This is a genomic window from Gandjariella thermophila (genome assembly GCF_005405885.1).
Taxonomy (GTDB): domain Bacteria; phylum Actinomycetota; class Actinomycetes; order Mycobacteriales; family Pseudonocardiaceae; genus Gandjariella; species Gandjariella thermophila.
Map to the genome: position 1 here is coordinate 1 of NZ_BJFL01000032.1, position 23,299 is coordinate 23,299.

25 protein-coding genes are annotated in these 23,299 nt (G+C 71.2%); 7 read left to right on the top strand and 18 right to left on the bottom strand.

Annotated elements, in window-relative coordinates; all coding sequences use genetic code 11:
- Positions 1 to 56 precede the first annotated feature (56 nt).
- The gene (locus FFT21_RS30375) at positions 57 to 182 is read right to left on the bottom strand and encodes a hypothetical protein (RefSeq protein ID WP_264081667.1); all 126 of its coding nucleotides are present in this window, start codon (positions 180 to 182) and stop codon (positions 57 to 59) included.
- A gap of 108 nt (positions 183 to 290) precedes the next feature.
- Positions 291 to 1,124, bottom strand: a complete 834-nt coding sequence (locus tag FFT21_RS22750; RefSeq protein ID WP_307722956.1) for an inositol monophosphatase family protein — start codon at positions 1,122 to 1,124, stop codon at positions 291 to 293.
- A gap of 73 nt (positions 1,125 to 1,197) precedes the next feature.
- On the opposite strand from FFT21_RS22750, the gene ppgK reads away from it, so the two are divergent.
- The 4 genes from ppgK to FFT21_RS22770 all read left to right on the top strand — a co-directional run bounded on the left by ppgK (position 1,198) and on the right by FFT21_RS22770 (position 4,604).
- Entirely contained in the window at positions 1,198 to 1,959 is a 762-nt protein-coding gene (ppgK, locus tag FFT21_RS22755) for a polyphosphate--glucose phosphotransferase (protein ID WP_137815970.1), read from the top strand.
- Between the two features lie 277 nt (positions 1,960 to 2,236).
- Positions 2,237 to 3,631: an RNA polymerase sigma factor gene (locus tag FFT21_RS22760; RefSeq protein WP_371856852.1), complete on the top strand. Its 1,395-nt coding sequence runs from the start codon at positions 2,237 to 2,239 to the stop codon at positions 3,629 to 3,631.
- A gap of 211 nt (positions 3,632 to 3,842) precedes the next feature.
- Complete coding sequence (locus FFT21_RS22765) at positions 3,843 to 4,091, top strand: SCO4226 family nickel-binding protein (protein WP_137815972.1); 249 nt, start codon at positions 3,843 to 3,845, stop codon at positions 4,089 to 4,091.
- Positions 4,092 to 4,424: 333 nt separating this feature from the next.
- Positions 4,425 to 4,604, top strand: a complete 180-nt coding sequence (locus tag FFT21_RS22770) for a DUF7455 domain-containing protein (RefSeq protein WP_137815973.1) — start codon at positions 4,425 to 4,427, stop codon at positions 4,602 to 4,604.
- Positions 4,605 to 4,763: 159 nt separating this feature from the next.
- Here FFT21_RS22770 and FFT21_RS22775 read toward each other — a convergent pair whose 3' ends face one another.
- The 5 genes from FFT21_RS22775 to FFT21_RS22795 form a co-directional block, all read right to left on the bottom strand.
- Entirely contained in the window at positions 4,764 to 5,939 is a 1,176-nt protein-coding gene (locus FFT21_RS22775; RefSeq protein ID WP_137815974.1) for an ROK family transcriptional regulator, read from the bottom strand.
- 85 nt (positions 5,940 to 6,024) lie between these two features.
- Complete coding sequence (locus FFT21_RS22780; protein ID WP_137815975.1) at positions 6,025 to 7,503, bottom strand: sugar ABC transporter permease; 1,479 nt, start codon at positions 7,501 to 7,503, stop codon at positions 6,025 to 6,027.
- Positions 7,504 to 7,579: 76 nt separating this feature from the next.
- Positions 7,580 to 8,353, bottom strand: a complete 774-nt coding sequence (locus tag FFT21_RS22785) for an ATP-binding cassette domain-containing protein (RefSeq protein ID WP_137815976.1) — start codon at positions 8,351 to 8,353, stop codon at positions 7,580 to 7,582.
- 116 nt (positions 8,354 to 8,469) lie between these two features.
- The gene (locus tag FFT21_RS22790) at positions 8,470 to 9,606 is read right to left on the bottom strand and encodes a sugar ABC transporter substrate-binding protein (RefSeq protein WP_137815977.1); all 1,137 of its coding nucleotides are present in this window, start codon (positions 9,604 to 9,606) and stop codon (positions 8,470 to 8,472) included.
- Positions 9,607 to 9,893: 287 nt separating this feature from the next.
- Positions 9,894 to 11,639, bottom strand: coding sequence for a DEAD/DEAH box helicase (locus tag FFT21_RS22795; RefSeq protein ID WP_137815978.1), 1,746 nt, complete (start codon positions 11,637 to 11,639; stop codon positions 9,894 to 9,896).
- Between the two features lie 264 nt (positions 11,640 to 11,903).
- Here FFT21_RS22795 and FFT21_RS22800 point away from each other — a divergent pair, with 264 nt between their 5' ends.
- Positions 11,904 to 13,103, top strand: coding sequence for a YihY/virulence factor BrkB family protein (locus FFT21_RS22800; RefSeq protein WP_225978657.1), 1,200 nt, complete (start codon positions 11,904 to 11,906; stop codon positions 13,101 to 13,103).
- Positions 13,104 to 13,479: 376 nt separating this feature from the next.
- Here FFT21_RS22800 and FFT21_RS22805 read toward each other — a convergent pair whose 3' ends face one another.
- The 10 genes from FFT21_RS22805 to FFT21_RS22850 form a co-directional block, all read right to left on the bottom strand.
- Positions 13,480 to 14,844: a tyrosine-type recombinase/integrase gene (locus tag FFT21_RS22805; RefSeq protein WP_137815980.1), complete on the bottom strand. Its 1,365-nt coding sequence runs from the start codon at positions 14,842 to 14,844 to the stop codon at positions 13,480 to 13,482.
- Complete coding sequence (locus tag FFT21_RS22810; protein WP_137815981.1) at positions 14,841 to 15,017, bottom strand: helix-turn-helix transcriptional regulator; 177 nt, start codon at positions 15,015 to 15,017, stop codon at positions 14,841 to 14,843. The genes FFT21_RS22805 and FFT21_RS22810 overlap by 4 nt, the downstream gene beginning before the upstream one ends.
- A gap of 59 nt (positions 15,018 to 15,076) precedes the next feature.
- Positions 15,077 to 16,738: a replication initiator gene (locus FFT21_RS22815; RefSeq protein ID WP_137815982.1), complete on the bottom strand. Its 1,662-nt coding sequence runs from the start codon at positions 16,736 to 16,738 to the stop codon at positions 15,077 to 15,079.
- Positions 16,735 to 17,142: a hypothetical protein gene (locus FFT21_RS22820; protein ID WP_137815983.1), complete on the bottom strand. Its 408-nt coding sequence runs from the start codon at positions 17,140 to 17,142 to the stop codon at positions 16,735 to 16,737. Before FFT21_RS22820 ends, FFT21_RS22815 begins: the two co-directional genes overlap by 4 nt.
- Complete coding sequence (locus FFT21_RS22825) at positions 17,139 to 18,722, bottom strand: FtsK/SpoIIIE domain-containing protein (protein ID WP_137815984.1); 1,584 nt, start codon at positions 18,720 to 18,722, stop codon at positions 17,139 to 17,141. Before FFT21_RS22825 ends, FFT21_RS22820 begins: the two co-directional genes overlap by 4 nt.
- A 397-nt stretch (positions 18,723 to 19,119) precedes the next feature.
- Positions 19,120 to 19,377 carry a hypothetical protein gene (locus tag FFT21_RS22830; protein ID WP_137815985.1) on the bottom strand — a complete coding sequence of 86 codons (258 nt, stop codon included), beginning with the start codon at positions 19,375 to 19,377 and terminating at the stop codon, positions 19,120 to 19,122.
- A gap of 81 nt (positions 19,378 to 19,458) precedes the next feature.
- On the bottom strand, positions 19,459 to 19,686 hold the full coding sequence (locus FFT21_RS22835; RefSeq protein ID WP_137815986.1) for a hypothetical protein: 228 nt from the start codon (positions 19,684 to 19,686) through the stop codon (positions 19,459 to 19,461).
- Positions 19,686 to 19,967 carry a hypothetical protein gene (locus FFT21_RS22840; RefSeq protein WP_137815987.1) on the bottom strand — a complete coding sequence of 94 codons (282 nt, stop codon included), beginning with the start codon at positions 19,965 to 19,967 and terminating at the stop codon, positions 19,686 to 19,688. The genes FFT21_RS22835 and FFT21_RS22840 overlap by 1 nt, the downstream gene beginning before the upstream one ends.
- A gap of 4 nt (positions 19,968 to 19,971) precedes the next feature.
- Positions 19,972 to 20,175 carry a hypothetical protein gene (locus FFT21_RS22845; protein WP_137815988.1) on the bottom strand — a complete coding sequence of 68 codons (204 nt, stop codon included), beginning with the start codon at positions 20,173 to 20,175 and terminating at the stop codon, positions 19,972 to 19,974.
- Between the two features lie 6 nt (positions 20,176 to 20,181).
- Positions 20,182 to 20,709, bottom strand: a complete 528-nt coding sequence (locus FFT21_RS22850) for a hypothetical protein (RefSeq protein ID WP_225978658.1) — start codon at positions 20,707 to 20,709, stop codon at positions 20,182 to 20,184.
- A gap of 102 nt (positions 20,710 to 20,811) precedes the next feature.
- On the opposite strand from FFT21_RS22850, the gene FFT21_RS22855 reads away from it, so the two are divergent.
- The gene (locus FFT21_RS22855; protein WP_137815989.1) at positions 20,812 to 21,555 is read left to right on the top strand and encodes a DUF5919 domain-containing protein; all 744 of its coding nucleotides are present in this window, start codon (positions 20,812 to 20,814) and stop codon (positions 21,553 to 21,555) included.
- A 10-nt stretch (positions 21,556 to 21,565) separates the two neighbouring features.
- A complete protein-coding gene (locus FFT21_RS22860) occupies positions 21,566 to 22,039 on the top strand; it encodes an NUDIX hydrolase (RefSeq protein ID WP_137815990.1) in 474 nt (157 codons plus the stop codon).
- Here FFT21_RS22860 and FFT21_RS22865 read toward each other — a convergent pair.
- Positions 22,029 to 22,634 carry an HD domain-containing protein gene (locus tag FFT21_RS22865; protein ID WP_225978659.1) on the bottom strand — a complete coding sequence of 202 codons (606 nt, stop codon included), beginning with the start codon at positions 22,632 to 22,634 and terminating at the stop codon, positions 22,029 to 22,031. The two genes, FFT21_RS22860 and FFT21_RS22865, sit on opposite strands and share 11 nt — an antisense overlap.
- Between the last annotated feature and the right edge of the window lie 665 nt (positions 22,635 to 23,299).

Sequence of the window (23,299 nt, forward strand, 5' to 3'; positions counted from 1 at the left end):
ACACTGATCAACTGAAGCCCTTGGTTGTGATCTTCCATCTGGCGCAAGAGGAATGATCAACCAAGGGCTTCATCCATGATCACCCGGGGGTCGGGCCGCGCCACCCGGAGGTTAAACAACAAGCTCAGTGCCTGTTCCGGAACGCGCGCCGCGATCGCGTCGCCGGGGCGCGACAGGGACATGACTCCGGTTATTCCTGACGGGGCGCCCCGCCCCCGCGATCTCGGGGCTTCGCCCCAGCGCGTTCCCCTACTCGTCATCGCAGGTCCGTCCAGTTCCGGACCAGGCCGTCAGAGGCCGCCGAAGCCGCATTCGACCAGCGCGGTGCGCAGCTCGGTGGCCACTCCCGGGGCGGCCGCCATCAGGGTGTGCGCGCCGATCCCCTCGGGATCCGTGCCCGGCAGCCGCACCACCGCGCCGGCCTCCTCGGCGATCAGCGCGCCGGCGGCCCAGTCCCACCGGTGCAGGCCCTGCTCCACGTAGCCGTCCAACCATCCGGCGGCGACCGCGCACAGGTCCAGCGAGGCCGCTCCGGCGCGGCGGATGTCGCGCACCCGGAACAGCAGCTCCGCCACCGCGGCGGCCTGCCGCTGCCGGCGGGCCGCCTGGTAACCGAACCCGGTGGCCACCAGGGCCGTCTCCAGGCGGGTCGCGGCGGAGGCGCGCAGCGGCCGGCCGTCCAGCTCGGCGCCGAGTCCCCTGGCCGCCGTCCAGACCCGCCCGCTGGGCGGCTCCACCACCGCGCCGGCCACCGAGACGCCGTCCACCTGCGCCGCCACCGACACCGCGTACCAGGGGAAGCCGTAGAGGAAGTTGACCGTGCCGTCGATCGGGTCGACCACCCAGCACAGGCCGGCGCCGGCGGAGTCGTCCCCGCCACCCTCCTCCTCGCCCAGCACGGGTTCGCCGGGGCGCAGTTCGGCGAGACGGTCGCGGACCAGCCGCTCCGCGGCCCGGTCGGTCTCGGTCACGACGTCCGTCTCGGAGCTCTTGGTGTCGACATCGCCCACACCGGTCACTCTGCGGGTGCGGACCAGCTCGGCCGCCTCGGTCGCCACCCGGGCCGAGACGGCCCGCAGATCGCGCAGTTCGGACCCTGACAGTTCCGCATGCTCGACTCGCACGGGACTATCGGACCACACCGAGCTAGCCTCTCGGCACACCACGGACTGAATCGAGTAGGAAGGGACCACGGGGATGGGGACTACCCGCGGGTTCGGTGTTGACATCGGCGGGTCCGGTATCAAGGGCGGCCTCGTCGACCTGGAAGCGGGCGTGCTGGTCGGTGAGCGGCTGCGCGTGCCCACCCCGCAGCCCTCGACGCCCGACGCGGTGGCCGACGCGGTCGCCGAGGTCGTGGAGAAGTTCGGCTGGGACGGCCCGGTCGGCATCACCCTGCCCTGCGTGATCAAGCAGGGCACCGCGCTCACCGCCGCCAACATCGACACCAAGTGGATCGGCACCGACGCCGCCGCGCTGTTCGCCGCCCGGCTGGGCCGCCGCCCGGACGACGTCACGATGCTCAACGACGCGGACGCGGCCGGCATGGCGGAGATGCGCTTCGGCTCCGGCGTGGGGCGGGGCGGCGTCGTCGTGCTGCTGACCTTCGGTACCGGCATCGGCAGCGCGCTGTTCCTGGCCGGAAAGCTGGTGCCGAACACCGAGTTCGGCCATCTGGAGGTGGACGGGAAGGACGCGGAGAAGCGCGCCGCCGCCTCGGTGAAGGAGGAGAAGGACCTCTCCTGGGAGGAGTGGGCGCAGCGGGTGTCCCGGTACCTGCAGGTGCTGGAGAACCTGATCTGGCCGGACCTGGTGATCGCCGGCGGCGGGGTCAGCAAGAAGGCCGAGAAGTGGCTGCCGCTGCTCAAGGTACGCACCGAGGTGGTGCCCGCCGCGCTGAAGAATGACGCGGGCATCGTCGGCGCTGCCGCCGCCGCGGCGGCCGGAATCCCGCAGTGAGGCGCCGGGTCCGGTTGCGGTGATCGGCGACGGTCTTTCGCGCCTGGCCGCCGCGGGCTGGCGAGCGTGCCCTCTTTCGATTCGACGGCCACGCGTCTAGCTGCGGGAACGCCGGCCGTCACGCCATCGCGGCGCGCTCGCCACAACCGGACCCCGCGCACGTCGTTACAATGGAACGGTGCCGCCGGCTCAAGGCCGGCCGGTGCTCCCCCGAACGCTGGCGGCCGAGGTTCGCGCCCTTCGGCCTGCCGTGATCGACCGTTGCGAAAGGGCGTACGTGGCAGCCGCAGAACCCGCAACCCGACGCTCCAGCACCGTTGCGAGCGCCGCGAAGACAGCCAAGGCCGCCTCGGGTAGCAAGACCCGGGCCACCGCGGACACCGAGGACGCCGTGCAGGCGGCCCCGGCTCGCAAGACCGCTGCCAAGTCGACCGCTACCAAGACGGCTGGCAAGTCGAACGGGACGAAGAAGTCGGCCGGCACCAAGACCTCCCGGTCGCCGCGCAAGTCGAAGACCGGGACGGCCGGCAAGTCCGCCACCCCCACACCCAAGGTCGCCAAGGTCACCGAGACGGTAGAGCCCGAGGACATCGAAGACGTCGACGTCGACCTGGCCGACGTGGAAGTCGATCTGGTCGAGGACGTCGCCGCGACCGAGGAGGACGAGGCCGCCGCCGAGGACGCGGACTTCGTCTGGGACGAGGAGGAGTCGGAGGCGCTGCGGCAGGCGCGCAAGGACGCCGAGCTGACCGCCTCCGCCGACTCGGTCCGGGCGTACCTCAAGCAGATCGGCAAGGTCGCGCTGCTGAACGCGGAGGAGGAGGTCGAACTCGCCAAGCGGATCGAGGCCGGCCTGTACGCCGCGGAGCGGATGCGCAAGGCCGAGGACGAGGGCGAGAAGCTCAACCCGCAGCTCCGCCGCGACCTGCGCTGGATCATCCGGGACGGCGAGAAGGCCAAGAACCACCTGCTCGAGGCGAACCTGCGGCTGGTGGTCTCGCTGGCCAAGCGGTACACCGGCCGCGGCATGGCGTTCCTGGACCTGATCCAGGAGGGCAACCTGGGCCTGATCCGCGCGGTGGAGAAGTTCGACTACACCAAGGGCTACAAGTTCTCCACCTACGCCACCTGGTGGATCCGCCAGGCGATCACCCGCGCCATGGCCGACCAGGCCCGCACCATCCGCATCCCGGTGCACATGGTCGAGGTGATCAACAAGCTGGGCCGGATCCAGCGCGAGCTGCTCCAGGACCTGGGCCGCGAGCCCACCCCGGAGGAGCTGGCCAAGGAGATGGACATCACCCCGGAGAAGGTGCTGGAGATCCAGCAGTACGCCCGGGAGCCCATCTCGCTGGACCAGACCATCGGCGACGAGGGCGACAGCCAGCTCGGCGACTTCATCGAGGACTCCGAGGCCGTGGTGGCCGTGGACGCGGTGTCGTTCACGCTGCTGCAGGACCAGTTGCAGTCGGTGCTGGCCACGCTGTCCGAGCGGGAGGCCGGGGTGGTCCGGTTGCGGTTCGGGCTCACCGACGGCCAGCCGCGCACCCTGGACGAGATCGGCCAGGTGTACGGCGTGACGCGGGAGCGTATCCGGCAGATCGAGTCCAAGACCATGTCCAAGCTGCGTCACCCGTCCCGCTCCCAGGTGCTGCGCGACTACCTGGACTGAAGCGAACACGCGTCGACGGCCCCCGATCCGCGTCCACCGGGTCGGGGGCCGTTCGCGTGCCACCGGCGGTGGTCGCCGGCCGCCGCGGACCGCGGGAGCGGCCGGAGCGCGGCTCCGGCTGCGGGCCGAACGTCCCTGGGCGAGGCCGGCGGTGCGCCCCTACGGTCGGTGCAGACGCATCCGGCGTCGCAGCCGCGCGAGGGGGTGGCGCATGGCTACCTTCATGGACGTCCACCACGGCATGGTGGGCATCACCGAGGACGAACTCCGGCAGGCCCACGAGGCGGACGTCGCCATTCAGGCGGAGGAGGGCGTCACGTTCGTGAACGCGTGGGCGGACCCGGCCACCGGCACCGTGTACTGCCTGTCCGAGGCGCCCTCGGCCGATGCCGTGCAGCACGTGCACCAGCGCACCGGGCACCCGGCCGACGAGATCCACGAGGTCCCGCTGCAGGTCTGACCCGCCGGTCGGGGCATCCGGCCACGAACAGCGACGTTCACCCTGCGCGAACCCCTGTGGGGGCATGGGTGGCCCGGGAGCCGGCGTTATGTACGGTTGAGTGCACGCCGTCCGGTTCTCTTGTCGGCAACATCACATTCACCCCGGCGTCAGTTGTGCTGCATCCGGGTGTTTCCGGTGTGATGGGCATTGCGGTCGGCATGGGAACACTGACGACCGCGCAGGCGTCTGCAAGAGTGGAAGCAGCGAGCACTGCAGACCAGCCAGGCCGCCGTGGTCGCAGCCGGATCGAGGGCACCGGGCCCCGGTGCCGGGACGGAGGGAGAGACACCCATGACGCCCACACTCACCCGCCCCGAACTGACCGCTGCTGACCGCTGCGACCGCTGTGGGGCCGCTGCACGCGTCCGCGCCATCCTGCCGTCCGGCGGCGAACTGCTGTTCTGCGGGCATCATGCCCGGGAGCACCAGGGCAAGCTCCGTGAGCTAGCAGCCGAGTTGCAGGAAGGCTGACGGCGCGGAGCAACTCGGATCAAGACATTGGCGGGCGGGAACCCGGAAGGGTTCCCGCCCGCCGCCGTCCGCGGGTCCGGCCAGCGGTCGGCGGGTGTCCCGGAACGCGGCCTGGCGCGTTCCCGTGCTCGTCACCGCCGGCCAGTCCAGAACCGGCTGTCAGATGGCGCTCAGCACGGGTTCGAAGGCCAGCTCGGCCGCGCCGATCAGCTTGGCGTCCCGGCCCAGTGGCGAGGTGACCACCCGGGTGCCCCCCACGGCGCGGCTGACCAGGCTGCGTTCCCGTACCGCGTGCCCGACCCAGTCGACCACCGCGGCGGGCAGCACCGCGAACAGGTCGCCGAGCACCACCAGTTCGGGACCCAGCAGGTTCACCACGTTCACCAGACCGAGGGCCAGCCACTCGGCGAACTCGCCGAGGCGGCGCATGGCCACCTCCGGATCGGCGGCCAGCTCGCGCAGTTCGGCCACCACCGCACCGCGCGGCGAATCCTCCGGGATGGCCAGCGCGCGGCACAGCGCGGCCTCCCCCACTTCGGTCTCCCAGCAGCCCCTCGAGCCGCAGTAGCACGGCCGCCCGTCCGGGCGGATGGCCATGTGGCCGATCTCCCCGACGTAGCCGCCCGCGCCGCGCAGCGCCGAGCCGCTGGAGATCACTCCGCCGCCGACGCCGACGTCCGCCGACACGTACACCATGTCCGCGGCGTCCCTGGCCGCCCCGCGCACGTGCTCGGCGAGCGCGCCGAGTTCGGCGTCGTTGCCCACCTTCACCGGCAGATCGAGCACGGCGGAGAGCCGTTCGCCGAGCCGCACCCCGGTCCAGTGCAGGTTCGGTGCCTCGTGCACCAGCCCGTCGGACTGGCGCACCACGCCGGGCACGGACACGCCGACGCCGACCACGTCGGTGGCCAGTTCCTCGGCGAGCGGCCGGAACGAGTCCGCCACCCGGGTGATGACCTCGGTCGGGTGACTGGCCCCGCGCCGCAGGCTCCAGCTGCACCGGCCGAGGATCTCCCCGCCGATGCCGACCAGCCCCATGGCCACCTGCTCCACCCGGATGTCCACCGCGAGCACCACGGCGGCGTGCGGCTGGGGCAGCACGAGCAGCGAGGGCCGGCCCGCGCCGCTGCGCTGCACCGGCAGCCGCTCGGCCACCAGGCCGGCCGCGGCGAGGCCGTCCACCAACGCCTTGATCGTGCTCCGGTTGAGGCCGAGTTCGGCGGCCAGCGCGGCGCGCGTGCAGGGCCCGGCCACGTGCAGCCGGCGCAGCAGCGCGGTGCGGTTGTGCCTGCGGACGTCGTCCGGTCGCGTTCCCGCGGTCGGCGTGCTGGTCACCTCACTCCCTCGGTCTCGGTGCCTGTTCCCGAACCCTCCTCACCGTGGGTGCCCCGGTTCGGGAACAGGCTCGCGGCTTGTCCACTCACCGGCCGGCCGCCGCCCGCCGCCGGGAGAGCGCGTCCACGCTCGCCGCGAGCAGCAGCACCAGACCGGTCACGATGGACACCACCGCGGCGCCCTGGCCGAGCAGGCCGAGACCATTGTTGATGACGGCGATGACGGCGCCACCGATGACCGCGTCCCGCACCCGTGCCTTGCCACCGAACAGGGACGTTCCGCCGATCACCGCCGCGCCCACGGCGAACAGCAGGGTGTTCCCGTTACCGGCCTGCGGGTCGACCGAGCCGACCTTGGACGAGTAGATGATCGCACCGATGGCGGCCACCGAGGAGCAGATGACGAACACGCTCATCCGCGCCTTGGCCACATCGATACCGGCCCGGCGGGCGGCCTCCCGGTTGCCGCCGACCGCGTAGAGGTGCCGGCCGTAGCTGGTGCGGTCCAGCACGAACGTGCCGAGCACCAGCAGCGCGAGCACGATCGGCACCACGTACGGCACGCCGCTGATCACCACCGACGGGTTGTGCGAGCGGTTCAATGTGAGCAGGTAGGTGGCCACCGCGCCGAGCACCAGGATCGCTGTGACCTTGGCGAGCACCAGACCGGTCGGCGGGGCGACCAGGCCGCGCCGCAGCCGGCTGTAGTGCCGGTTCAGTACCACCGCGAGGTACCCGCCACCGGCGGCCACGAACAGCACCCAGCTGCCCAGCGTGGACAGGTTGCCGTTGGCCACCGCGAACAGCACGTCGTTGCGCAGGCCGAGGGTGCCGCCCTCGCCGATGAACTGCAGCACCACGCCGCCCCAGGCGAGGAACAGCGCCAGGGTGACCACGAAGGAGGGAATGCCGACCTTGGCCACCAGGAACCCGGTCAGCGAGCCGATCGCGGCGCCGACACACAGCGCGAGCAGCATCTCCAGCCACGGGTTGGCCGGCAGGCCGAGCAGGGAGATGAGGATGGCCACGGCGGCCATGGCGGCGCCGGCCCACATCCTGGCCACCACCGCCAGCACCACGGCGAGCAGCAGGCCGGCGATGAACAGGGCGAACACCATGCTGCCCATGCCGCCAAGCAGGTTGCCGTCGCGCACCAGGTGCAGCGCGAGCACCGCGGCGGTGACACCGGACGCGGTGCCGGCGGACAGGTCGATCTCGCCGAGCAGCAGCACGAACACCAGGCCCATCGCGATCACCGTGGTGCCCGCCCCCTGGGCGAGCAGGTTGGCGATGTTGCCCAGGGTGAGAAAGTCGCCGGACAGCACGCTGAACACGACGACCAGCGCGAGCAGGCCCAGCACCGCGGGCAGCGAGCCCAACTCGCCGCCGCGCACGCGGGCCAGGTAGTCGCGGACCGCCTCGCCGCTTGACCGGGAGGTGGTGTCGATGCCGAAGTCGGAGATCGCGCCGGACGGCCGGGACGGGCCCGGGGCCTGGCCGGCGCCACGGGCCGCGCGGTCGTCGGGTGGGGTGCCGGTGGCGGTGCCGGCGGGAATGTCGGTCATGCTCTCGTCCTCGCGGAGAAGCGGTCCTCGGCGCGGGTCGCGCGCCGGTCCGAAGTAGACAATGAAGGGGCGGTCATCAAACGGTGGCAGCTTCCGGTCGGGCCATGCCGAGGTCGCCGGAGCGTCCGGCGGTGATCAGCTCGACCACCTGGCTGTGGGTGACCTCCTTGGCCGGCAGTTCGGCGACCATGCGGCCCAGGTACAGCGTGGCGATCCGGTCGGCCACCTCGAAGACGTCGGCCATGTTGTGGCTGATCAGCACGACGCCGAGGCCCTGCTCGGCGAGCCGGCGGACCAGGTCGAGCACCTGGCGGGTCTGCGCCACGCCGAGCGCCGCGGTCGGCTCGTCCAGCAGCACGACCCGGCTCTCCCAGAGCACCGCCTTGGCGATCGCCACGGTCTGCCGCTGCCCACCGGACAGCGCCGACACCAGGGTGCGTACCGACTTCACCGTGCGCACCGACAGCGAGGCCAGCGTCTGCCTGGCCTTGCGCTCCATCTCGGCCTCGTCCAGCAGCCCGCCCCGCAGTTGCTCCCGGCCGAGGAACATGTTCTGCACGATGTCGAGGTTGTCGCACAGGGCGAGGTCCTGGTAAACGACCTCGATGCCGAGCGCGGCGGCCTCGCGCGGGCCGTGTACGTGGACCGGGCTGCCGGCGAACCGCACCTCGCCGGAGTCCATCGAATGAATGCCGGCGATGCACTTCACCAGCGTCGACTTGCCGGCACCGTTGTCACCGACCAGTGCGGTGACCTCGCCGGCCCGCACCGTGAAGTCCACGTCGTGCAGCACATGCACCGGACCGAAGCTCTTGTTCACGCCACGCAGTTCGAGGATCGGCTCGCCCACGGGACATCTCCCTCCTTCGTTCGCGAGTCGCGCCCTGACACGGTGGAAACCGCGGCGGGGCTCTCGTCGACGCTGACGAAAACCCCACCGCGGCAGACCATCGGCGGGCGCCGGGATCAGCTGGCCGGAATGCCGGCGGCCTGGCAGAGCTGCGCCACGTCACCGGAGCACACGTCGCTGGCCTTGACCTCGCCGGAGTCGATCACCTGCTTGACATCCTGCTTCTTGATCATGATCGGGTCGAGCAGCACCGACTTGACATCGCGGTTGCCCTGCGGGTCGTGCGAGCTGGCCTTGGCCACCTGGTCGGCGGCGGACCTGTCACCCTTGGCCAGCGCGATCGCGATCTTGGCCGCGGCCTCGGCCTCCTGCTTGATCGGCTTGAACACGTTCACGCACTGGTCGCCGCGCAGCAGCGCCTTCAGCCCGTCCACGGTGGCGTCCTGGCCGGTCACCGGCACCTTGCCGTTCAGCCCGTTCTTCTGCAGCACGGTGATCACCGCGAGGGACAGGCCGTCGTTGGCCGCGACCACACCGTCCACCTTGCCGCCGTTGGAGGTCAGGATCTGCTCGAAGAGCTGGCCGCCCTTCTGGTTGTCCCACTGGTCCACCGGCTGGCTCTGCACCAGCTTGTAGTCGCCGGAGTCGTACTTCGGCTTGAGCACCTGCTCCTGGCCCTGGTGGAACAGCGTGGCGTTGTTGTCGGTGGGCGAGCCCTCGATCTCGATGATGTTCGCGCCCTTCGGGGCGTTCTTCGCGCTCAGGCAGTCCACCAGGCCCTGGCCCTGCAGGTGGCCGACCTTGACGTTGTCGAAGGACACGTAGTAGTCGGCGGTGCCGCCCAGGGTCAGGCGGTCATAGTCGATCGTGGGAATGCCGGCGGCCTGTGCCTTCTTCTCCACCGCGGCGCCGCCCTCGGAGCTGAGGTTGACGATCATCAGCACCTTGACGCCCCGCTGGATCATGCCGTCCGCCAGGGTGGCGAACTTCTGCGGGTCGCCCTGGGCGTTCTGGATGTCCGCATCCACACCGGCGGCCTGCATCGCCTGCTGCAGCAGCGGCTTGTCGAAGCTCTCCCACCGGGCCGACGACTTGGTGTCCGGCAGGATCACGCCGACCTTCGGGCCACCACCGGCCGAGGCACCGTTCGAACTGCCGCCCGCGGCGCCGCCGCCGCTGTTGTTGCCGCACGCCGCGAGGGCCAGCACCGTGCCCGCACCCGCTGCGACGAGGGCGAGGGTCTTCCTGCGCATCCGCGTCCCCTTCTGGTGAACTCCCCGGCTCGCGGTGGACCGCCGTGGTCTGCGTCACCGGGAAATGTTGTGCGCCACAACTTAAGTCGACGGCAAGGTCATGAATAGCCGACTGAATCGGTACAGGACCGCCTCTTACGACACAATGCGGCAACGGACCGGTAACCAGCCGAGACCGGACATCCCCGGCTACTCCGAACAGCCGCACACCGCTCGAGCGCCTCGACGGCGCCCCGGACCCCGGCGGCCCGCGTTCCGGCTGGTGAGCGCGGGGGTGGCGGGCGGGATCACCACGAGCGCAGCGTGGCGATGCGCTCCTCGAGTTGCTCCACGCTGGCCATCGCGGTGGGCGGTCCGCCGCAGTACTTGCGCAGCTCGCTGTGGATCACGCCGTGCGGCTTGCCCGTTCGGTGATGGTGCAGCGCGACCAGGGTGTTCAGCTCGCGGCGCAGCCCGGCCAGCCGCTCCTGCACGGACGCCGGGCGCGCCGGCGCCGCCGGGGCCGGTTCCGGCTCGGCCTGCTTCCGCCGGCTCGCCTCGGCGAGTTGCTGCTCCTGGCGCTGCCTTAACAGGGCCCGCACCTGCTCCGGTTCGAGCAGGCCGGGCAGGCCGAGGTAGTCCTGCTCCTCGGCGGACCCGGAGAAGGCCGCGGTGCCGAACGAGTTGCCGTCGTAGATGACCTGGTCCAGTTCGGCGGAGGCGCCCAGCGCGGTGAACGCGCGCTCCTCCTCGCCGGGCTCGTCCTTGGTGCGGTTGGCGTCGGCGAGCAGCTCGTCGTCCCAGCCGGCCTTCTCCCGGTGCGGTTTGCCGAGCACGTGGTTCCGCTGCGCCTCCAGCTCGCTGGCCAGCTGCAGCAGCACCGGCACGCTGGGCAGGAACACGCTGGCGGTCTCCCCGGCGGCGCGGGCACGGACGAACCGGCCGACGGCCTGGGCGAAGAACAGCGGGGTGGACGCGCTGGTCGCGTACACCCCGACGGCCAGCCGGGGCACGTCCACGCCCTCGCTGACCATCCGCACCGCGACCAGCCAGCGCTCGTCGGAGTCGGCGAACTCGGCGATCCGGTCCGAGGCCTTCGGGTCGTCGGAGAGCACCACGACCGGCTCGTGCCCGGTGGTGCGCCGCAGGATCTGCGCGTATGCCTTGGCCGACTCGTGATCGGAGGCGATGACCAGCCCGCCGGCATCCGGCATGCCACCCGCGCGGAGCTGGGACAGCCGCACGTCGGCCGCGTGCAGCACGGCGGGGATCCACTCCCCCGCCGGGTCCAGCGCGGTGCGCCAGGCCCGCCCGGCCTGCTCGGCGGTCATCGGCTCGCCCAGCCGGGCGGAGAACTCCTCCCCGGCGCTGTTCCGCCAGCTCGCCTCGCCGGAGTAGGCAAGGAAGATCACCGGCCGGACCACGCCGTCGGCGAGCGCGTCGGCGTAGCCGTAGGAGTGGTCGGCGCGGCTGCGCAGCACACCCTCGCCGTCCGGTTCGTACTCCACGAAGGGGATCGGGTTGTCATCGCTGCGGAACGGCGTGCCGGTCAGCGCCAGCCGCCGCACCGCCGGGGTGAACGCCTCGCGCACCGCCTCGCCCCAGGACTTGGCGTCGCCGGCGTGGTGGATCTCGTCCAGGATCACCAGGGTCCTGCGGTTCTCGGTACGGACCCGGTGCAGGCTGGGATGCGCGGCGACCTGCGCGTAGGTGAGGGCGACGCCGCGGAAGTCGCGCGAGGTGGCGCCGGTGGTGTTGCGGAAGTTCCCGTCGACGGGGATACCGTGCGCGGCCGCGGCCTGCGCCCACTGGTGCTTGAGGTGCTCGGTGGGGGTGACCACGGTGACCGCCTCGACGGTGCGGTCGGCCAGCAACTCGGCGGCCACCCGTAACCCGAACGCCGTCTTCCCGGCCCCGGGAGTGGCCGCGACAAGGAAGTCCTTCGGCCGCTTGGCCAGGTACTTGGTCAGCGCCCGGCGCTGCCAGGAGCGCAGCGGCCGGGACGCGGGGCTGGCCGTCGGTTCGGTCGGGGCCAGGGAGTCGGGCTGGGCCACGGACTCTCCGCTCCTTCCTGGGACGCCACACCGGATGTCACGCACACGAACGCCCCCACCGCTGGGCTGCCGAGGGTGGCAGCGCCCGCGTTCGTCGCGGGTACCCGGTGAGGGCGGTGCTGCCCGCCGCCGCGCCCGGCGCGCCGGCGGGGACACCGAGCCTACCCGGTGCGACCCGCCCGCACCGCGCACGCCACGACATGTCGGCGGGATGTGGGACCCGTCGCACGCGCGGCCTCCGAATGCGACATGCTTGGCCCTGAGATGGGTGCGCAGCGTGACGAGTCGGGGTCGAGCACGCCGCCGAGTGGTGAGTCCACCACCCGGAGGCGCGCCCGCGACCTGGTCGTGCGCACCGTCCTGAAGGCCTGGGACGGGAACATCTTCTCCGAGGCCGCCGAGGCGGCGTTCTGGCAGACGCTGTCCCTGCCGCCGCTGCTGCTCGCGCTGCTCGGCTGCCTGGGCTTCGTGGGCGACTGGTTCGGCCCGGTGGTGGTGCACGCCGTCCAGGACCGGATCCTCGACTTCTCCCGCACGGTGTTCAGCCGCAACGTGGTCGAGCAGATCATCGCGCCGACCGTGGCGGACATCCTCACCAAGGCGCACAGCGAGATCATCTCGCTGGGCTTCATCATCTCGCTGTGGGCCGGGTCCTCGGCGATCGCCTCGTTCGTGGACGCGATCACCGTCGCCTACGGCCAGTACGGGGTGCGGCATGCGGTGCTGCAGCGCTTCTTCGCGCTGGGCCTGTACCTGGTCGGGCTGATCGTCGCGGTGGTGGGTCTGCCGGTGCTGGCGCTCGGCCCCGGCCTGCTGCCCCGGGTGTTCCCGGACTCCTGGCAGCCCACGGTCGGCGTGCTGATCGGCACGTTCTACTACCCGGCCACCGCGGTGCTGCTGGTCCTCGCGCTGGCCACGCTGTACAGGGTGGCGCTGCCGAGGAAGCTGCCCTGGCACCGGGGGCTGCCCGGGGCGGCGCTGGCCATGATCGTCTTCCTGCTGTCCAGCATCGGGCTGCGGCTCTACATCGGCTGGATCACCACCACCGGCTACACCTACGGCGCGCTGGCCACCCCGATCGCGTTCCTGCTGTTCACCTTCTTCATCGGGTTGGCGATCGTGATCGGCGCCCACTTCAACAGCGCGATCGAGGAGATGTGGCCGGCGAAGATGACCCGGCGGGAGCGCCGCAGGTGGCAGCGGCTGGAACGGGCCCGCGCCGCCCAGCGCGACCGTGCCGTCCGGGCGGTGCCGCCGCCCCGCGACCAGCCCACGCGGGAACGGCGCCCGGCGGAGGGCGCGGACGGCAGGACAGGCGACGAGCGGAACCGGACCGCGCCGGACGAGCCAGGCAACGAGCGCCGGGCGCCCTTACCCCCGGCAGGAGGCCGGCAGCCGACCGCTCCCGGCTCCGAGACACCGCCCTCGAACCACCGCGACCCAGGCCACCGGCCGCAACGCTGAAAGAGCTCAGTGCCTGGTCAACGCGTGCCGTGACCACGTCGCCGGGATGCTCGGCTCAGCCGTCCCCGCCGCCCGGGGGCAGCATCTCGTAGAAGCTCTTGCGCGCTTCCTCGGGCTTGGTTGATCAACGGCGCCGACCAGGCGAGATGCGCCCTCACCAGGAAGAACGCGCCCGCCACCGCGTTCGAGGGTCCGTCACCGTCTGTGTCCGTCTGGCAGTGACGGGCAGCGTCCACGGGACAGCCACGGGACAAGTACAAAGCTCCTGACCTGCAGTAATGCCACCCGACGTCCGTCCAGCGTGCCCGGTGTCCCGAAACGGCGCAAGGCCCACGGGACGCGGAGTCCGTGGGCCTTGCTCGCCACCGACACTGGATCATTGGAGCGCATCGTCAATCTTCCGGTTGATGTGCTCGCGCTGCCCGTCCATGCACTTCGCATAGACGTTGAGCAGCACGGCGACGGAGTGCCCCGCGCGAGCGGCAACCTCGGTGACCGGGACCCCGGCGTTGAGCCACGTTGACACCGCGGCATGGCGGAGGTCATACGGTCGCCGAGCGAGGGGTGACGCGGCCTGCTGGGGTGAGAGGCCGAGTAACCGCGCGGCGTGCCACACACGGTGGTAGGCCGAGGCCGGGACCACTCCCCCGCGTGTCCCGGAGAACAGCCGGCCATCCGCCGCTGTCCCGTACCGGTCCAAGTGTTCCCGCAGGATCGCGACCAGGGCCGGGGGAATCGGGACCGGCCGGACCTCCCGGTCGGCCCGTCGCTTGAGCGAGCGCTGCTCGTGAACGGCACCGTTGTTCGTGTACCTGCTGTTCGTGGCCGGCAGCGACCGCCAGAGCAGAAGCTCACCCCACCCTTCGCTCGGGAGGTCACAGTCCGCCTCGCCCAGGGCCAGTGCCTCAGCCGGACGCAGGCCCGCGTAGTACAAGCACGCGAAGAACCCGAGTAGCCGCCGACCCCGGTCCGGGTCCCGGGTACCGACATAGGTCACTGCGGCGAGCAGTTGCCGCGCCTGGGCAGGGTTCACCACGACCCGTGGGTCCACCACGTCGGTGACATGCTCGCGCTGCACCTTCAGCCCGGCCAGCGGGTTCGCGTCGAGTAGGCCCGCCTCCACGACGTACTGAAGCAGCCCGTACGCATTCGCCCGCCGAGAACGCACCGTGGACGGAGCCGCCGACCGGCCGCGCGTGGTCAGGCTCAACGATCGAAGGAACTCGCGAGCAGTTGGCTTGTCCGTCAGGTCTGCCACCGGCCGTGACGCCGACTCCAACCAGTGCGCGGCCGCAGCCAAGTCGCCGGTCAACTCGCCGTCATCGCCCGACGGGGGCAGCAGCCGACTCACCAACAGGTGCCGCAGCACTGCGAACTCAGGCCCGCTGTCCGGATCGCGGACGAAGGCAGCAAGCGGCCCCGCCAGCGAGTCCACCACCGTCTTCCGGGTCGTCGGCGGAGCGTCCGCCCAGAGGCCGGCGACGTACTCACGTGCGACATCCAGCAGGGTTCGGTCCGATTCCTCCCGGACCATCGACGCGGGTAGGCCAGTGTCCACGTCGAACGGTTCGCCCTTTCGGGCAGCCTGGATCAACTCAGAGCGCCGGCTGTTCGCCAGTGCTTTGGTCGCGTACCACTCCTGGTGCTCCCGGCCAGCCGTGATCCACCGCACGCCGTACGGGCGACGACGGTTCTTCTTGGTTTGAATCTCCCAAAAGCGCACGTTGTAGGTCAGGTTCACGCGGCATCACTCCGCAGGCCATCCAGCCAGTTGAGGAAGTCACCGCGCCGAATCCGCAACTCGCCGTTGGGCAGCCGGAACGCCGGCGGAGCCACGCCGAGCTGGCGCCAGCGGTAGAAGGTGTCACGCGACACCGTGCCGCCCAACTCGTCCAGCACCTCACGAACTGTCATCAACCGAGAGCGATCAACCGCCCACGGGCTTTCCTTCGCGCTCATCTCTCCCCCAGTGATCACGCCGCATGTGGAATTGCCGAAACATCGGCGTCGTCCGGTGGCCCGGCAGCGGCGAGTAGCGCGCGGTCGTACTCGGCGCGCCACCGGATGCGTTCGGCGATCGCGTGCAGCAGCAGATGCGCCCGAGGCGGGACCTTCGGGTCTCCGGGTTGGACCTTGGTCCAGATCAACCGGGAGGTGTCCCGCTGCGGCTTGGCGATCCCTACGGCGGCGAGGGCGTCCAGGACGAACCGTTTGCGGTCGGCCTTGTGGTCGGCCAGCGTCTTGCCCGACCACTTCCGCGAGACGAGGACCCGCCGGCCGGGCAGGCCGAGGGTTTCCCTCCGGTGCGCGCGGCCTTTGCAGTGGCCCGGCGTCATCCGGGAGTGCGCGCCCCTGGGTTGGATGCCGTAGAGCAGCCAGACGGGGCAGCGTTCCGAGCACGGGGTGATGGCCAGTTCGGCGTGCAGCCGGTCCGCGTGCTGGTATTGGGCGGCGGTGTGCTGTTCGACCACCTCGCCGATGGACTTGGTGAGGTATTTGGTCAGGTAGCCGATGTGGCGGCCGGCTTCCTCGGTGCCGCCGAGGATGCCCTTGGAGTGCACCTGCGCCCCGAAGACGACCGTGTGGGCCGGCTCGTCGAGGTCGGCTACCGCGTCCTCCCACGCAGTCAACGCCTGCCGGATGTCCGGGTCCACGAAGGCGCGCCGCTCAGGGTCCCAGACGGGCATCCGGTCGCCGGAGTAGACCAGCTCGTCGTGCGCCGGCCACCACACCTGGTGGTAGGTGGCCGCGGTGACCTGGCGGATCACCTCGTGCGGGATCGACCCGCGCAGCGCGGTGTGCAGGTGGGGTGCGCCGCGGCGTTGGGGTTCGACGGCGGCGAAGTACTGCACGTCCCAACCGACAACCCGGCGGAGGTTCTGCCACCACCGATCCACCAGCGAGGCGAAGTGCACCGCATCCCGGGCCGCCCGCCGATAGTCATAGCCGGCCGGATCGGCGGGTGTGCCGTCCTCGCGCACCCGCCCGTAGGAATCCAGAGTGAGGGTGACGAACATCGACGGCCGATACTTCCCGGCGTATTCGCGGCCGATGGTGCGCTGGGCCACTCGCCGCCGGGGCAGGTTCGGCGCGTCCTGCCGCCGACGCGTGGACCGCCGGGGCGGCCGGGTCGTCGGGGCGTCGGGGGAGGGCAGGTGGCCGCGGACGCCGAGTTGCCGAAGTTCCGCATCCGCCTCGCGGATGGCCTCCCGCAGCTCGTCGGCGTGCCCGGCTTCGCCGTCTCGTTCGGCCTGGCGGTAGAGCTTCACCAGGTCGGCCCGGTAGGCGACCATGGCCGTCTGTTCGGCGTTCGGCGGTTCCGGGGTGAAGTCGGGTTCCTCGGCCAGGTGCCAGCCCTCCCGGCATTGGGCGATCCGCAGCGCCCGCGCCTTCCGGGCACACGGCCCACAGACCGATTCGACCGTGGACCCGCAGGGCACGGCCACGTAGCGCACCTCGTAGGTGTCCGGGTCGGCCACCTCCATGGTGAACGGCCGCACACACACCCCGTGCAGCTCCGCCGCCGCCTTGGCCACGTCCAGGGCGAGGGGTTGGCGCATCCGCTCGGCCCGTGTCTGCCCGGCCACATCGCCGGGCAACGAGCCCACCACGGTTGGGGCAGCGGTGTTGGTCATGCCGCCGCACCTCCCCACCGGCCGCGCAACCGGTCGAGCGGGAGCGCCTGGCGGTCGCCGGGTGCCAGGCCGGGGAAGATGGCCGGGTCATAGGCGACGGCGCCGTATATCCGCACCGCCACCGCAGCCGCAGCCCGGCCGTTGATCAGCAGGTGGACGCTGTTGCCGTGCGGCACCCGCCACGCTTCAGCCGTGCAGTCGGTGAGGGTGTCGGCCCAGGACAGCAGCCCCTCGGCCACGGCAGACAACCCCGTCTCGCCGAGCTGCACCGACACCAGGCCGTCGAAGACGTCCGCGCTGACGTTCACCGGCGCGGCCACCGGGTACGCGGCCAGGTGCGCCCGGATCACCTCCAACAAGGCCAGCATGTCCCGCATCCGCTGGCAGTGGGTGATCGTGGTCATGCCGCCGCACCCCCCTCGCTGGAGTCGGCCGACCCAGCCGGGAGAGCCAGTGCGTCGCTGGAATCGCCGGTGACGAAGGCTTCCAGTGCCTTGATCGTGTCGTCGGGCACCCAGCCCGCGCGGACCCGCAGCGGTTCGCGCACGCCCTCGCCCCAGATGTAGCCGACCCCGGCTTCGGACTCGCCGATCCGGTTCGCCCAGGCTCCGCGCTCGTACGCGCCGTCCCCGAGCGCCATCCCCACGTGGGACTTGGCGGTGACCCGCAGGCAGATCCGCCGGGGGAACAGCTCCCGCACCGGCACCGTGTCCTTGGTCGGCTCCTGCACATAGCCCCGCACGGTGAACCCGAGCGCCCGGCCCTGTGTGGTCAACAGCGCGACCCGTTCGGTAATGGCCTCGCGCGTCTTCCGGTCGGCGTACTTCGTGAGCGCGCCGATCTCGTCGAACTCCACGATCTCCAACGGGTGGTCCGGGGAGATCGGCACCGAGCGGACCCGGCCGGCGAACTTCGCTTTGCGCTTGTCCATGGCGTCGACCAGGTCGTCCAGCACGGCCAGGGCGTCGCGGCCGGTGACCGCGTAGCGGGTGAAGATGCGCCGGCCGTAGGCCATCTCCATCCCCTTCGGATCAATCCCCGACAGGCGCACCAAGCCGTCGCGGATGGCCGGGGCGATGGAGACCAGCGGGCACCACATCACCGAGTTCTTGCCCGCCCCCGTCGCCCCGGCGGTGAGGGTGTGACTGGCCGCCCCGGCCAGCGGCAGGTGCCAGGCCTGGCCGTACTCGGTGCGCCCGGCGAACGCCCGCCGCAGGTCCACCGCCGAGCCCGCTACGCCGGCCAGGTCGTCGAGGTCGAGGCAGGCCACCGGGTCGGCGAGCAGGTTGCGCCGCTGAAAGTCGATCGACACCACATCGGGTGCGATCTCGCGGACTTGGCAGCGGGTCACGCGCCGGGCCGAGGCGAGAGCGCGGGTGGCTTCGTCGTAGTCCTCCGGCTTCTGTCCCGGCACCAGCCGCACCCGCACCTCATCCCACGACGGGCCGGACCTGACGCCGACGACCTTGGGCAGCCGCACGGCGGTCGCCGGCCGTTCCCGGCGAACCTTCCTGCGGCCCACCAGGTTGACCGTCACCATCAGTGGCGCGGTGTCCTCGGTGAAGGACAGGCCGCAGGCGTGCAGCCAACCAGGCAGCTTGGGGGCGTAGACGGTCCAGCGCTGCCACCACGACCGCAGCCGGTGGCCCGCCCACCGGTCGAACGACACCACGTCGGCCCGCCACCACACGGCGAGCACCATCGCTACCGATCCGGCCGTAGCGGCGAGGGACGGCCAGCCGAGCCAGTGGCACCAAGCCCCGAGAACGACGGCTGTCCCGGTTGTACGCGGATGTGTGACGAGCTGGCGCACCAACCACATCACGCCCTTGAGCAGGAACCACAGGGCGAGGAAGACGACGGCGACAGACGCCAGGGCTTCGGCCAGGCTCAGCAGGGCACGGCCGATCTTGTGCAGAACCCAGATCACGACCGCCAGTGCGGCACCGCCGAGCAGCAGGACGCCGAGGGTGTGTCCGTCCATCACCGCTCCGCTCCGACCAGGGCGACGGTGACCGTGACGAACACCAGCGGCAGCGCGCCGGCGCAGCGGTCACAGACGACGGAGTTCGGCGCGAAGGTGCCGAACCGTTGGCACCGCGGGCAGCGGCGTGCCTTTCGGTGGGATGGGGTTGCGCTTGCCCCCGTACGAGGCTCTAGGCTCATCGCTGTTCACTCCGCATCGCGTGGTGGTGAACGGCGCAGAGGCGGCGGGTCCCAGCCAGCACCGCCTTTGCGCCCTTCGTTTCCCGGCACCGCAATGGGCACGCGTTTCCTCGCCACGTGACCCCTTTGCGGTTTCCGTGGTCTTTCTGTCGCTTGTGGACTTGTTGCGGGTGGGGCGGCCGGGTTCCCAGCCAGCAACCGCCCCGACCCGCGTGTCAGATCAGCGCGTGCAGCGCCCGAGCCAACCGGGCCGCCGTGTTCTCACCTCCCCGTCCGCGCCGGTCTCGCTGCCAGGCACGGCACCGGTCACGCCGCCGGCGGCAGTCCCGGCAGAGCGTGTCCTGTGCGGGCATCCAGGTCGTCTGCCCGCAACTCCCGGCGCAGACCCGGAAAACGATCCGCAGCCGCAGGGGCCGCAGTTCGGCGTAGGGGTCCGGTCCCTTCCGCCGGCCGAGCAGGGTTCGTAGCCTCACGGGCACCACTCCCTCGCGGGTGGGTGGCGCGGGACGGGCCACCGGGGCGACCAACCAACGGACACCCGCCCCCGCGCCGACTCAGACACCACCGCCCGGCGGCGTAGGCGGGTAGGACAGCGTCGCCCGGATCAGCTCCGCCGCGCGGCGGGCGCAGTCCTCGCCGATGACCAGGTGAATCGGGCCGCACTGGTCCCGGAAGCCGAGCACCAGGTAGCCGCACTCCCGGCCCAGCAGCTCGACCGTGGCCTCGCGGCGGACCGTGGCGGCATAGGCCCGGTTGGTGACGTCGCGGAAGACCTGACCCATCACCCCACCCCCGGTCCCGGCTCGTCCTGCGTCATCAGGGTGTGCCGGCCGGTGTTCTCGCTCGGCCAGGCCGGGTCGAGCAGGTCCGCGAACCGCGTGGCCTCCCGGGCCAGTTGCCGGCAGAACCGCGCCAGCACCTTCGGCCCTTCCGGGAACGGCGGGACCTGCACCGCCACGTTGACCGGGTCCAGGTAGAGGATCAGCGCGTGGATTCCCGGCGCGACCTGTACCATGCCGGCCTCGGCGTTGTGCCCCGGCGAGCACGTCACGTTGAAGCCCACCAGCTCACCCCCGTTCCTTGGACTGCGCGTCCAGCTCGTCCCGGCCGGTCTGCAAGACCTCGATGAACCGGTCGAGCGCGGCCCGATCGACCAGCAGCGCCACCGGGAACGCCTTGCCGAAGCGCACTTCCACGCGGTCGGCGAACCCCAGCGACTGCAACCGGATCGGCACGTCCTGGGAGACGTGCACCTTCACCAGCTCCCGCATTGCCGGTCACGCGGCCTTTGCCGTGGTCTTGGAGGCGCCACCGCTGTTGCTGACCGGCTTCATCTCGCGCGCCCGCAGGCTGTAGCCCATCCGCGCCCGGCAGCGGTGCTTGTCGCCCGGCCCGGCCGGGCGGCACGCCTTGTCGTCGATCCACGGCGTGACCGTCAGCCCCTCGAAGACCACCGGCCGCAGGTCCGTGCCCGGGATCGCCTCCGGCGGCACCGGCTGGTGCGGCGCGGCGATCTTCACTGTGACCACCGCGTCGGCCTTCCGCTCGGCGGACTGGTCGATCACCGTGACCGCCCACAGCCGCTCGCCGGTCTCCTTGTCGGTCTCCTGCTCCTGCACGCGGCCCCGCGCCCGATCCTCGGCGGTCTGGAACCGCATGACCGGCTCCACGCCCATCACCAGCGCGCCCTTCGGAAACACCTGGTCGTGCGCCACAGGGAACCGCGCCCCGCCCGGGATTGCCATCTCGTTCTCCATGTCCTCGGTGTCGGCCGGGACCTTGTGCCCGGCGTTGTCGACACCCACGACTTTCGGCGGAAATCGAGGACACGAGCACCGCATAGCGGGACATCTCGGGACGTCCTCTGTTAGCTTCCAGACGTCCCAAGTCGTCCCGGGGGTGGGGAAGTGCCGAACGAACGGCTACGAGACGCGTTACTGCGCAACGGATTGGACCTCGACCAAGTGGCCAAGGCCATCGGCGTGGACCCCAAGACCGTCGAGCGGTGGATCACCACGGGCCGCACGCCCTACCCGCGCCACCGCCACGCCATCGCCGCGATGGTGCGCGAGACCGAGAACTACCTGTGGCCCGACGCCGTGGCCCCGGAACGGGTCGCCGAGATCGGCGGCTCCGAGGTCGTGAAGGTCTACCCGCACCGTCACTCGGTGCCGCAGGACCTGTGGTCGCGCCTGCTCGAGCAGGCCGCCGAGCACATCGAGGTGCTGATGTACTCGGGCATGTTCCTCACCGACAACCCCACGCTGATCAGGACGCTGCGGCCCAAGGCCCAGGCCGGCGCGAAGGTGCGAATCCTGGTCGGTGACCCCGCCAGCCGGGAGGTCGCGCGGCGCAGCGAGGAGGAGGGGATCGGCAAGACCACGCTGGCGGCCAAGGTGCGTAACGCCCTGGCGTTCTACCGGCCGCTAGACGGGGAGCCCGGGGTGGAGATCCGGTGCCACCGCACCACGCTCTACAACTCGATCTACCGCTTCGATGACGAGATGCTGGTGAACACGCACGTCTACGGGTTCATGGCCGCACACGCCCCGGTGCTGCACCTGCGCCGGCTCTCCGGCGGCGACCTGTTTGAGACCTACTCGGAGAGCTTCGACAGCGTGTGGAACACGGCCAGCCCGCCGAGGTGGTAGGCAGGAAGTCATGGCGCGCGTGGACTACTACCAGGACCCCAACGCCCCGAAGGCGAACAGCATCGTGGTCGCTGTGACGGCGTTCGTGCAGGACGATGCCGGCCGGGTGCTGATGATCCGGCGCACCGACAACGACCTGTACAGCATCCCCGGTGGCGCCCAGGACCTCGGCGAAAGCATCGGCCACACCGTCGTGCGCGAGGTCAAAGAAGAGACCGGGATCGACGTCGAACCCACCGAGATCATCGGCGTCTACACCGACCCCGCCCACGTCATCGCGTACTCGGACGGCGAGGTGCGGCAGGAGTTCTCGATCTGCTTCCGCGCCCGGCCGGTCGGCGGCGAGCTGCGCACGAGCAGCGAGTCCAAGGAAGTCCACTGGGTCGAGCCCGGCGACCTGGGCGCGTTGAACATCCACCCGTCGATCCGGCTCCGCATCGAGCACGCCATGCAGAACCGACCCAGCGCCTACTTCACGTGGTGACCAGCCCGGCCGCGCGCGCCCGTGCCTCGGTGCGCTCCACCGCGGCCACCAGCTCCGGCTTCGCCTGGCGAATGAACCAGGTCACCAGGTCATCCGGCCCGTAGCGACTCTGAATCTCCGCGATCCGCTCGTGCACCGTCAGCCGCTGCCCGTCCGGCCCGGTCGTCATGTCCGCCCACCACAGCGCGTCCCGCAGCGGCGTCTCTTCGTCGGTGAACTCCGCCAGCTCCGCCGACAGCCCCCGCAACTCCGCCTCGCGGTAGGCGCACGAATGGTGCGCGACCAGGTTGACCAAGCGCGCCGGCGCGTCCGTCGTCCGCAAGAAGCGCGCCCCGTCCAGCGGATGAAACCCCGTCACCGCCAGCTCCGGCGCGTACCCCACGTCATGCAACACGGCCGCCGCCACGAGAAGGTCAGCATCCTCCGCGAACAGCTTCGCGACCTCCGTCGCCCTCTCCGCCACCCCCTGCACATGCACCCACCGGCGAGGCAGCGCCTCCGCCAGCCGTTCGCTCGCTACGTCATGCGCCCATGCCATGAGGTCCACGCACCTAACCCTAGGTACCGCGTCGACCCACCACACCCCGACCGTCACTCTTGCATCCATGACCCCAGAGGACCGAGTGCAGCGCCGACACCAGCACAGCACTGATCTAGCTGCTGCCGAATCCAGCTCTAGAGGATCAAGGCGCGCCGCCGCCGGCGGCGCGCGTCCCGCCCCTCACGCTGGCACCGGATCACCACAGCACCGCCCGGCACACCGGCCTACCGCTCCGCTCCCGGCCGGCGGCCGGGCGAGCAGGCACCGCACCAGCCCGGCTGGGGAGCGCCGGCCGCCGGCGGCGCGAGAACCGTCAACGCCACCGGGCACCAGCGCGTCACCAGCGCCGCGCCCCTCTCGCCCGAGATCGTTTAGCGCCGGGCCGCCGGCATCAAGGGCGCCTCCGGCGTCGCTCCGCGATGGGCGCAAGCGCCCACCCTTGACCCCGACGACCCGGCGCTAAGTGCGGCAAGGGCGAGGGAACGGCGGCGACCGGCCGCCGATCTTCAAACCGGCGGGGTGTCAGGAGGCAGCGGTGAGGCGAATCAGCCGTAAGCCGGGACCGAACCAACTCGCCCTGTGGACCCGCGCAGAACTGATCAACCTGGGCGCAGTGCCGGCCCGACTCGATGCCGTGGCAACCGCCGGCCGAGGGCGGGTCCTGCGAGAGAGGTTCGATCGTCTACTGATCGCCGTGTCCAGGGGCGGCGTTGACCACG

Excerpts from the sequence above, each read along its gene's own strand:
- FFT21_RS30375 (WP_264081667.1), bottom strand. The coding sequence starts at position 182 with ATGTCCCTGTCGCGCCCCGGCGACGCGATCGCGGCGCGCGTTCCGGAA.
- ppgK (WP_137815970.1), top strand. The coding sequence starts at position 1,198 with ATGGGGACTACCCGCGGGTTCGGTGTTGACATCGGCGGGTCCGGTATC.
- FFT21_RS22765 (WP_137815972.1), top strand. The coding sequence starts at position 3,843 with ATGGCTACCTTCATGGACGTCCACCACGGCATGGTGGGCATCACCGAG.
- FFT21_RS22770 (WP_137815973.1), top strand. The coding sequence starts at position 4,425 with ATGACGCCCACACTCACCCGCCCCGAACTGACCGCTGCTGACCGCTGC.
- FFT21_RS22780 (WP_137815975.1), bottom strand. The coding sequence starts at position 7,503 with ATGACCGACATTCCCGCCGGCACCGCCACCGGCACCCCACCCGACGAC.
- FFT21_RS22790 (WP_137815977.1), bottom strand. The coding sequence starts at position 9,606 with ATGCGCAGGAAGACCCTCGCCCTCGTCGCAGCGGGTGCGGGCACGGTG.
- FFT21_RS22800 (WP_225978657.1), top strand. The coding sequence starts at position 11,904 with ATGGGTGCGCAGCGTGACGAGTCGGGGTCGAGCACGCCGCCGAGTGGT.
- FFT21_RS22810 (WP_137815981.1), bottom strand. The coding sequence starts at position 15,017 with ATGACAGTTCGTGAGGTGCTGGACGAGTTGGGCGGCACGGTGTCGCGT.
- FFT21_RS22815 (WP_137815982.1), bottom strand. The coding sequence starts at position 16,738 with ATGACCAACACCGCTGCCCCAACCGTGGTGGGCTCGTTGCCCGGCGAT.
- FFT21_RS22820 (WP_137815983.1), bottom strand. The coding sequence starts at position 17,142 with ATGACCACGATCACCCACTGCCAGCGGATGCGGGACATGCTGGCCTTG.
- FFT21_RS22825 (WP_137815984.1), bottom strand. The coding sequence starts at position 18,722 with ATGGACGGACACACCCTCGGCGTCCTGCTGCTCGGCGGTGCCGCACTG.
- FFT21_RS22835 (WP_137815986.1), bottom strand. The coding sequence starts at position 19,686 with ATGGGTCAGGTCTTCCGCGACGTCACCAACCGGGCCTATGCCGCCACG.
- FFT21_RS22845 (WP_137815988.1), bottom strand. The coding sequence starts at position 20,175 with ATGCGGGAGCTGGTGAAGGTGCACGTCTCCCAGGACGTGCCGATCCGG.
- FFT21_RS22860 (WP_137815990.1), top strand. The coding sequence starts at position 21,566 with ATGGCGCGCGTGGACTACTACCAGGACCCCAACGCCCCGAAGGCGAAC.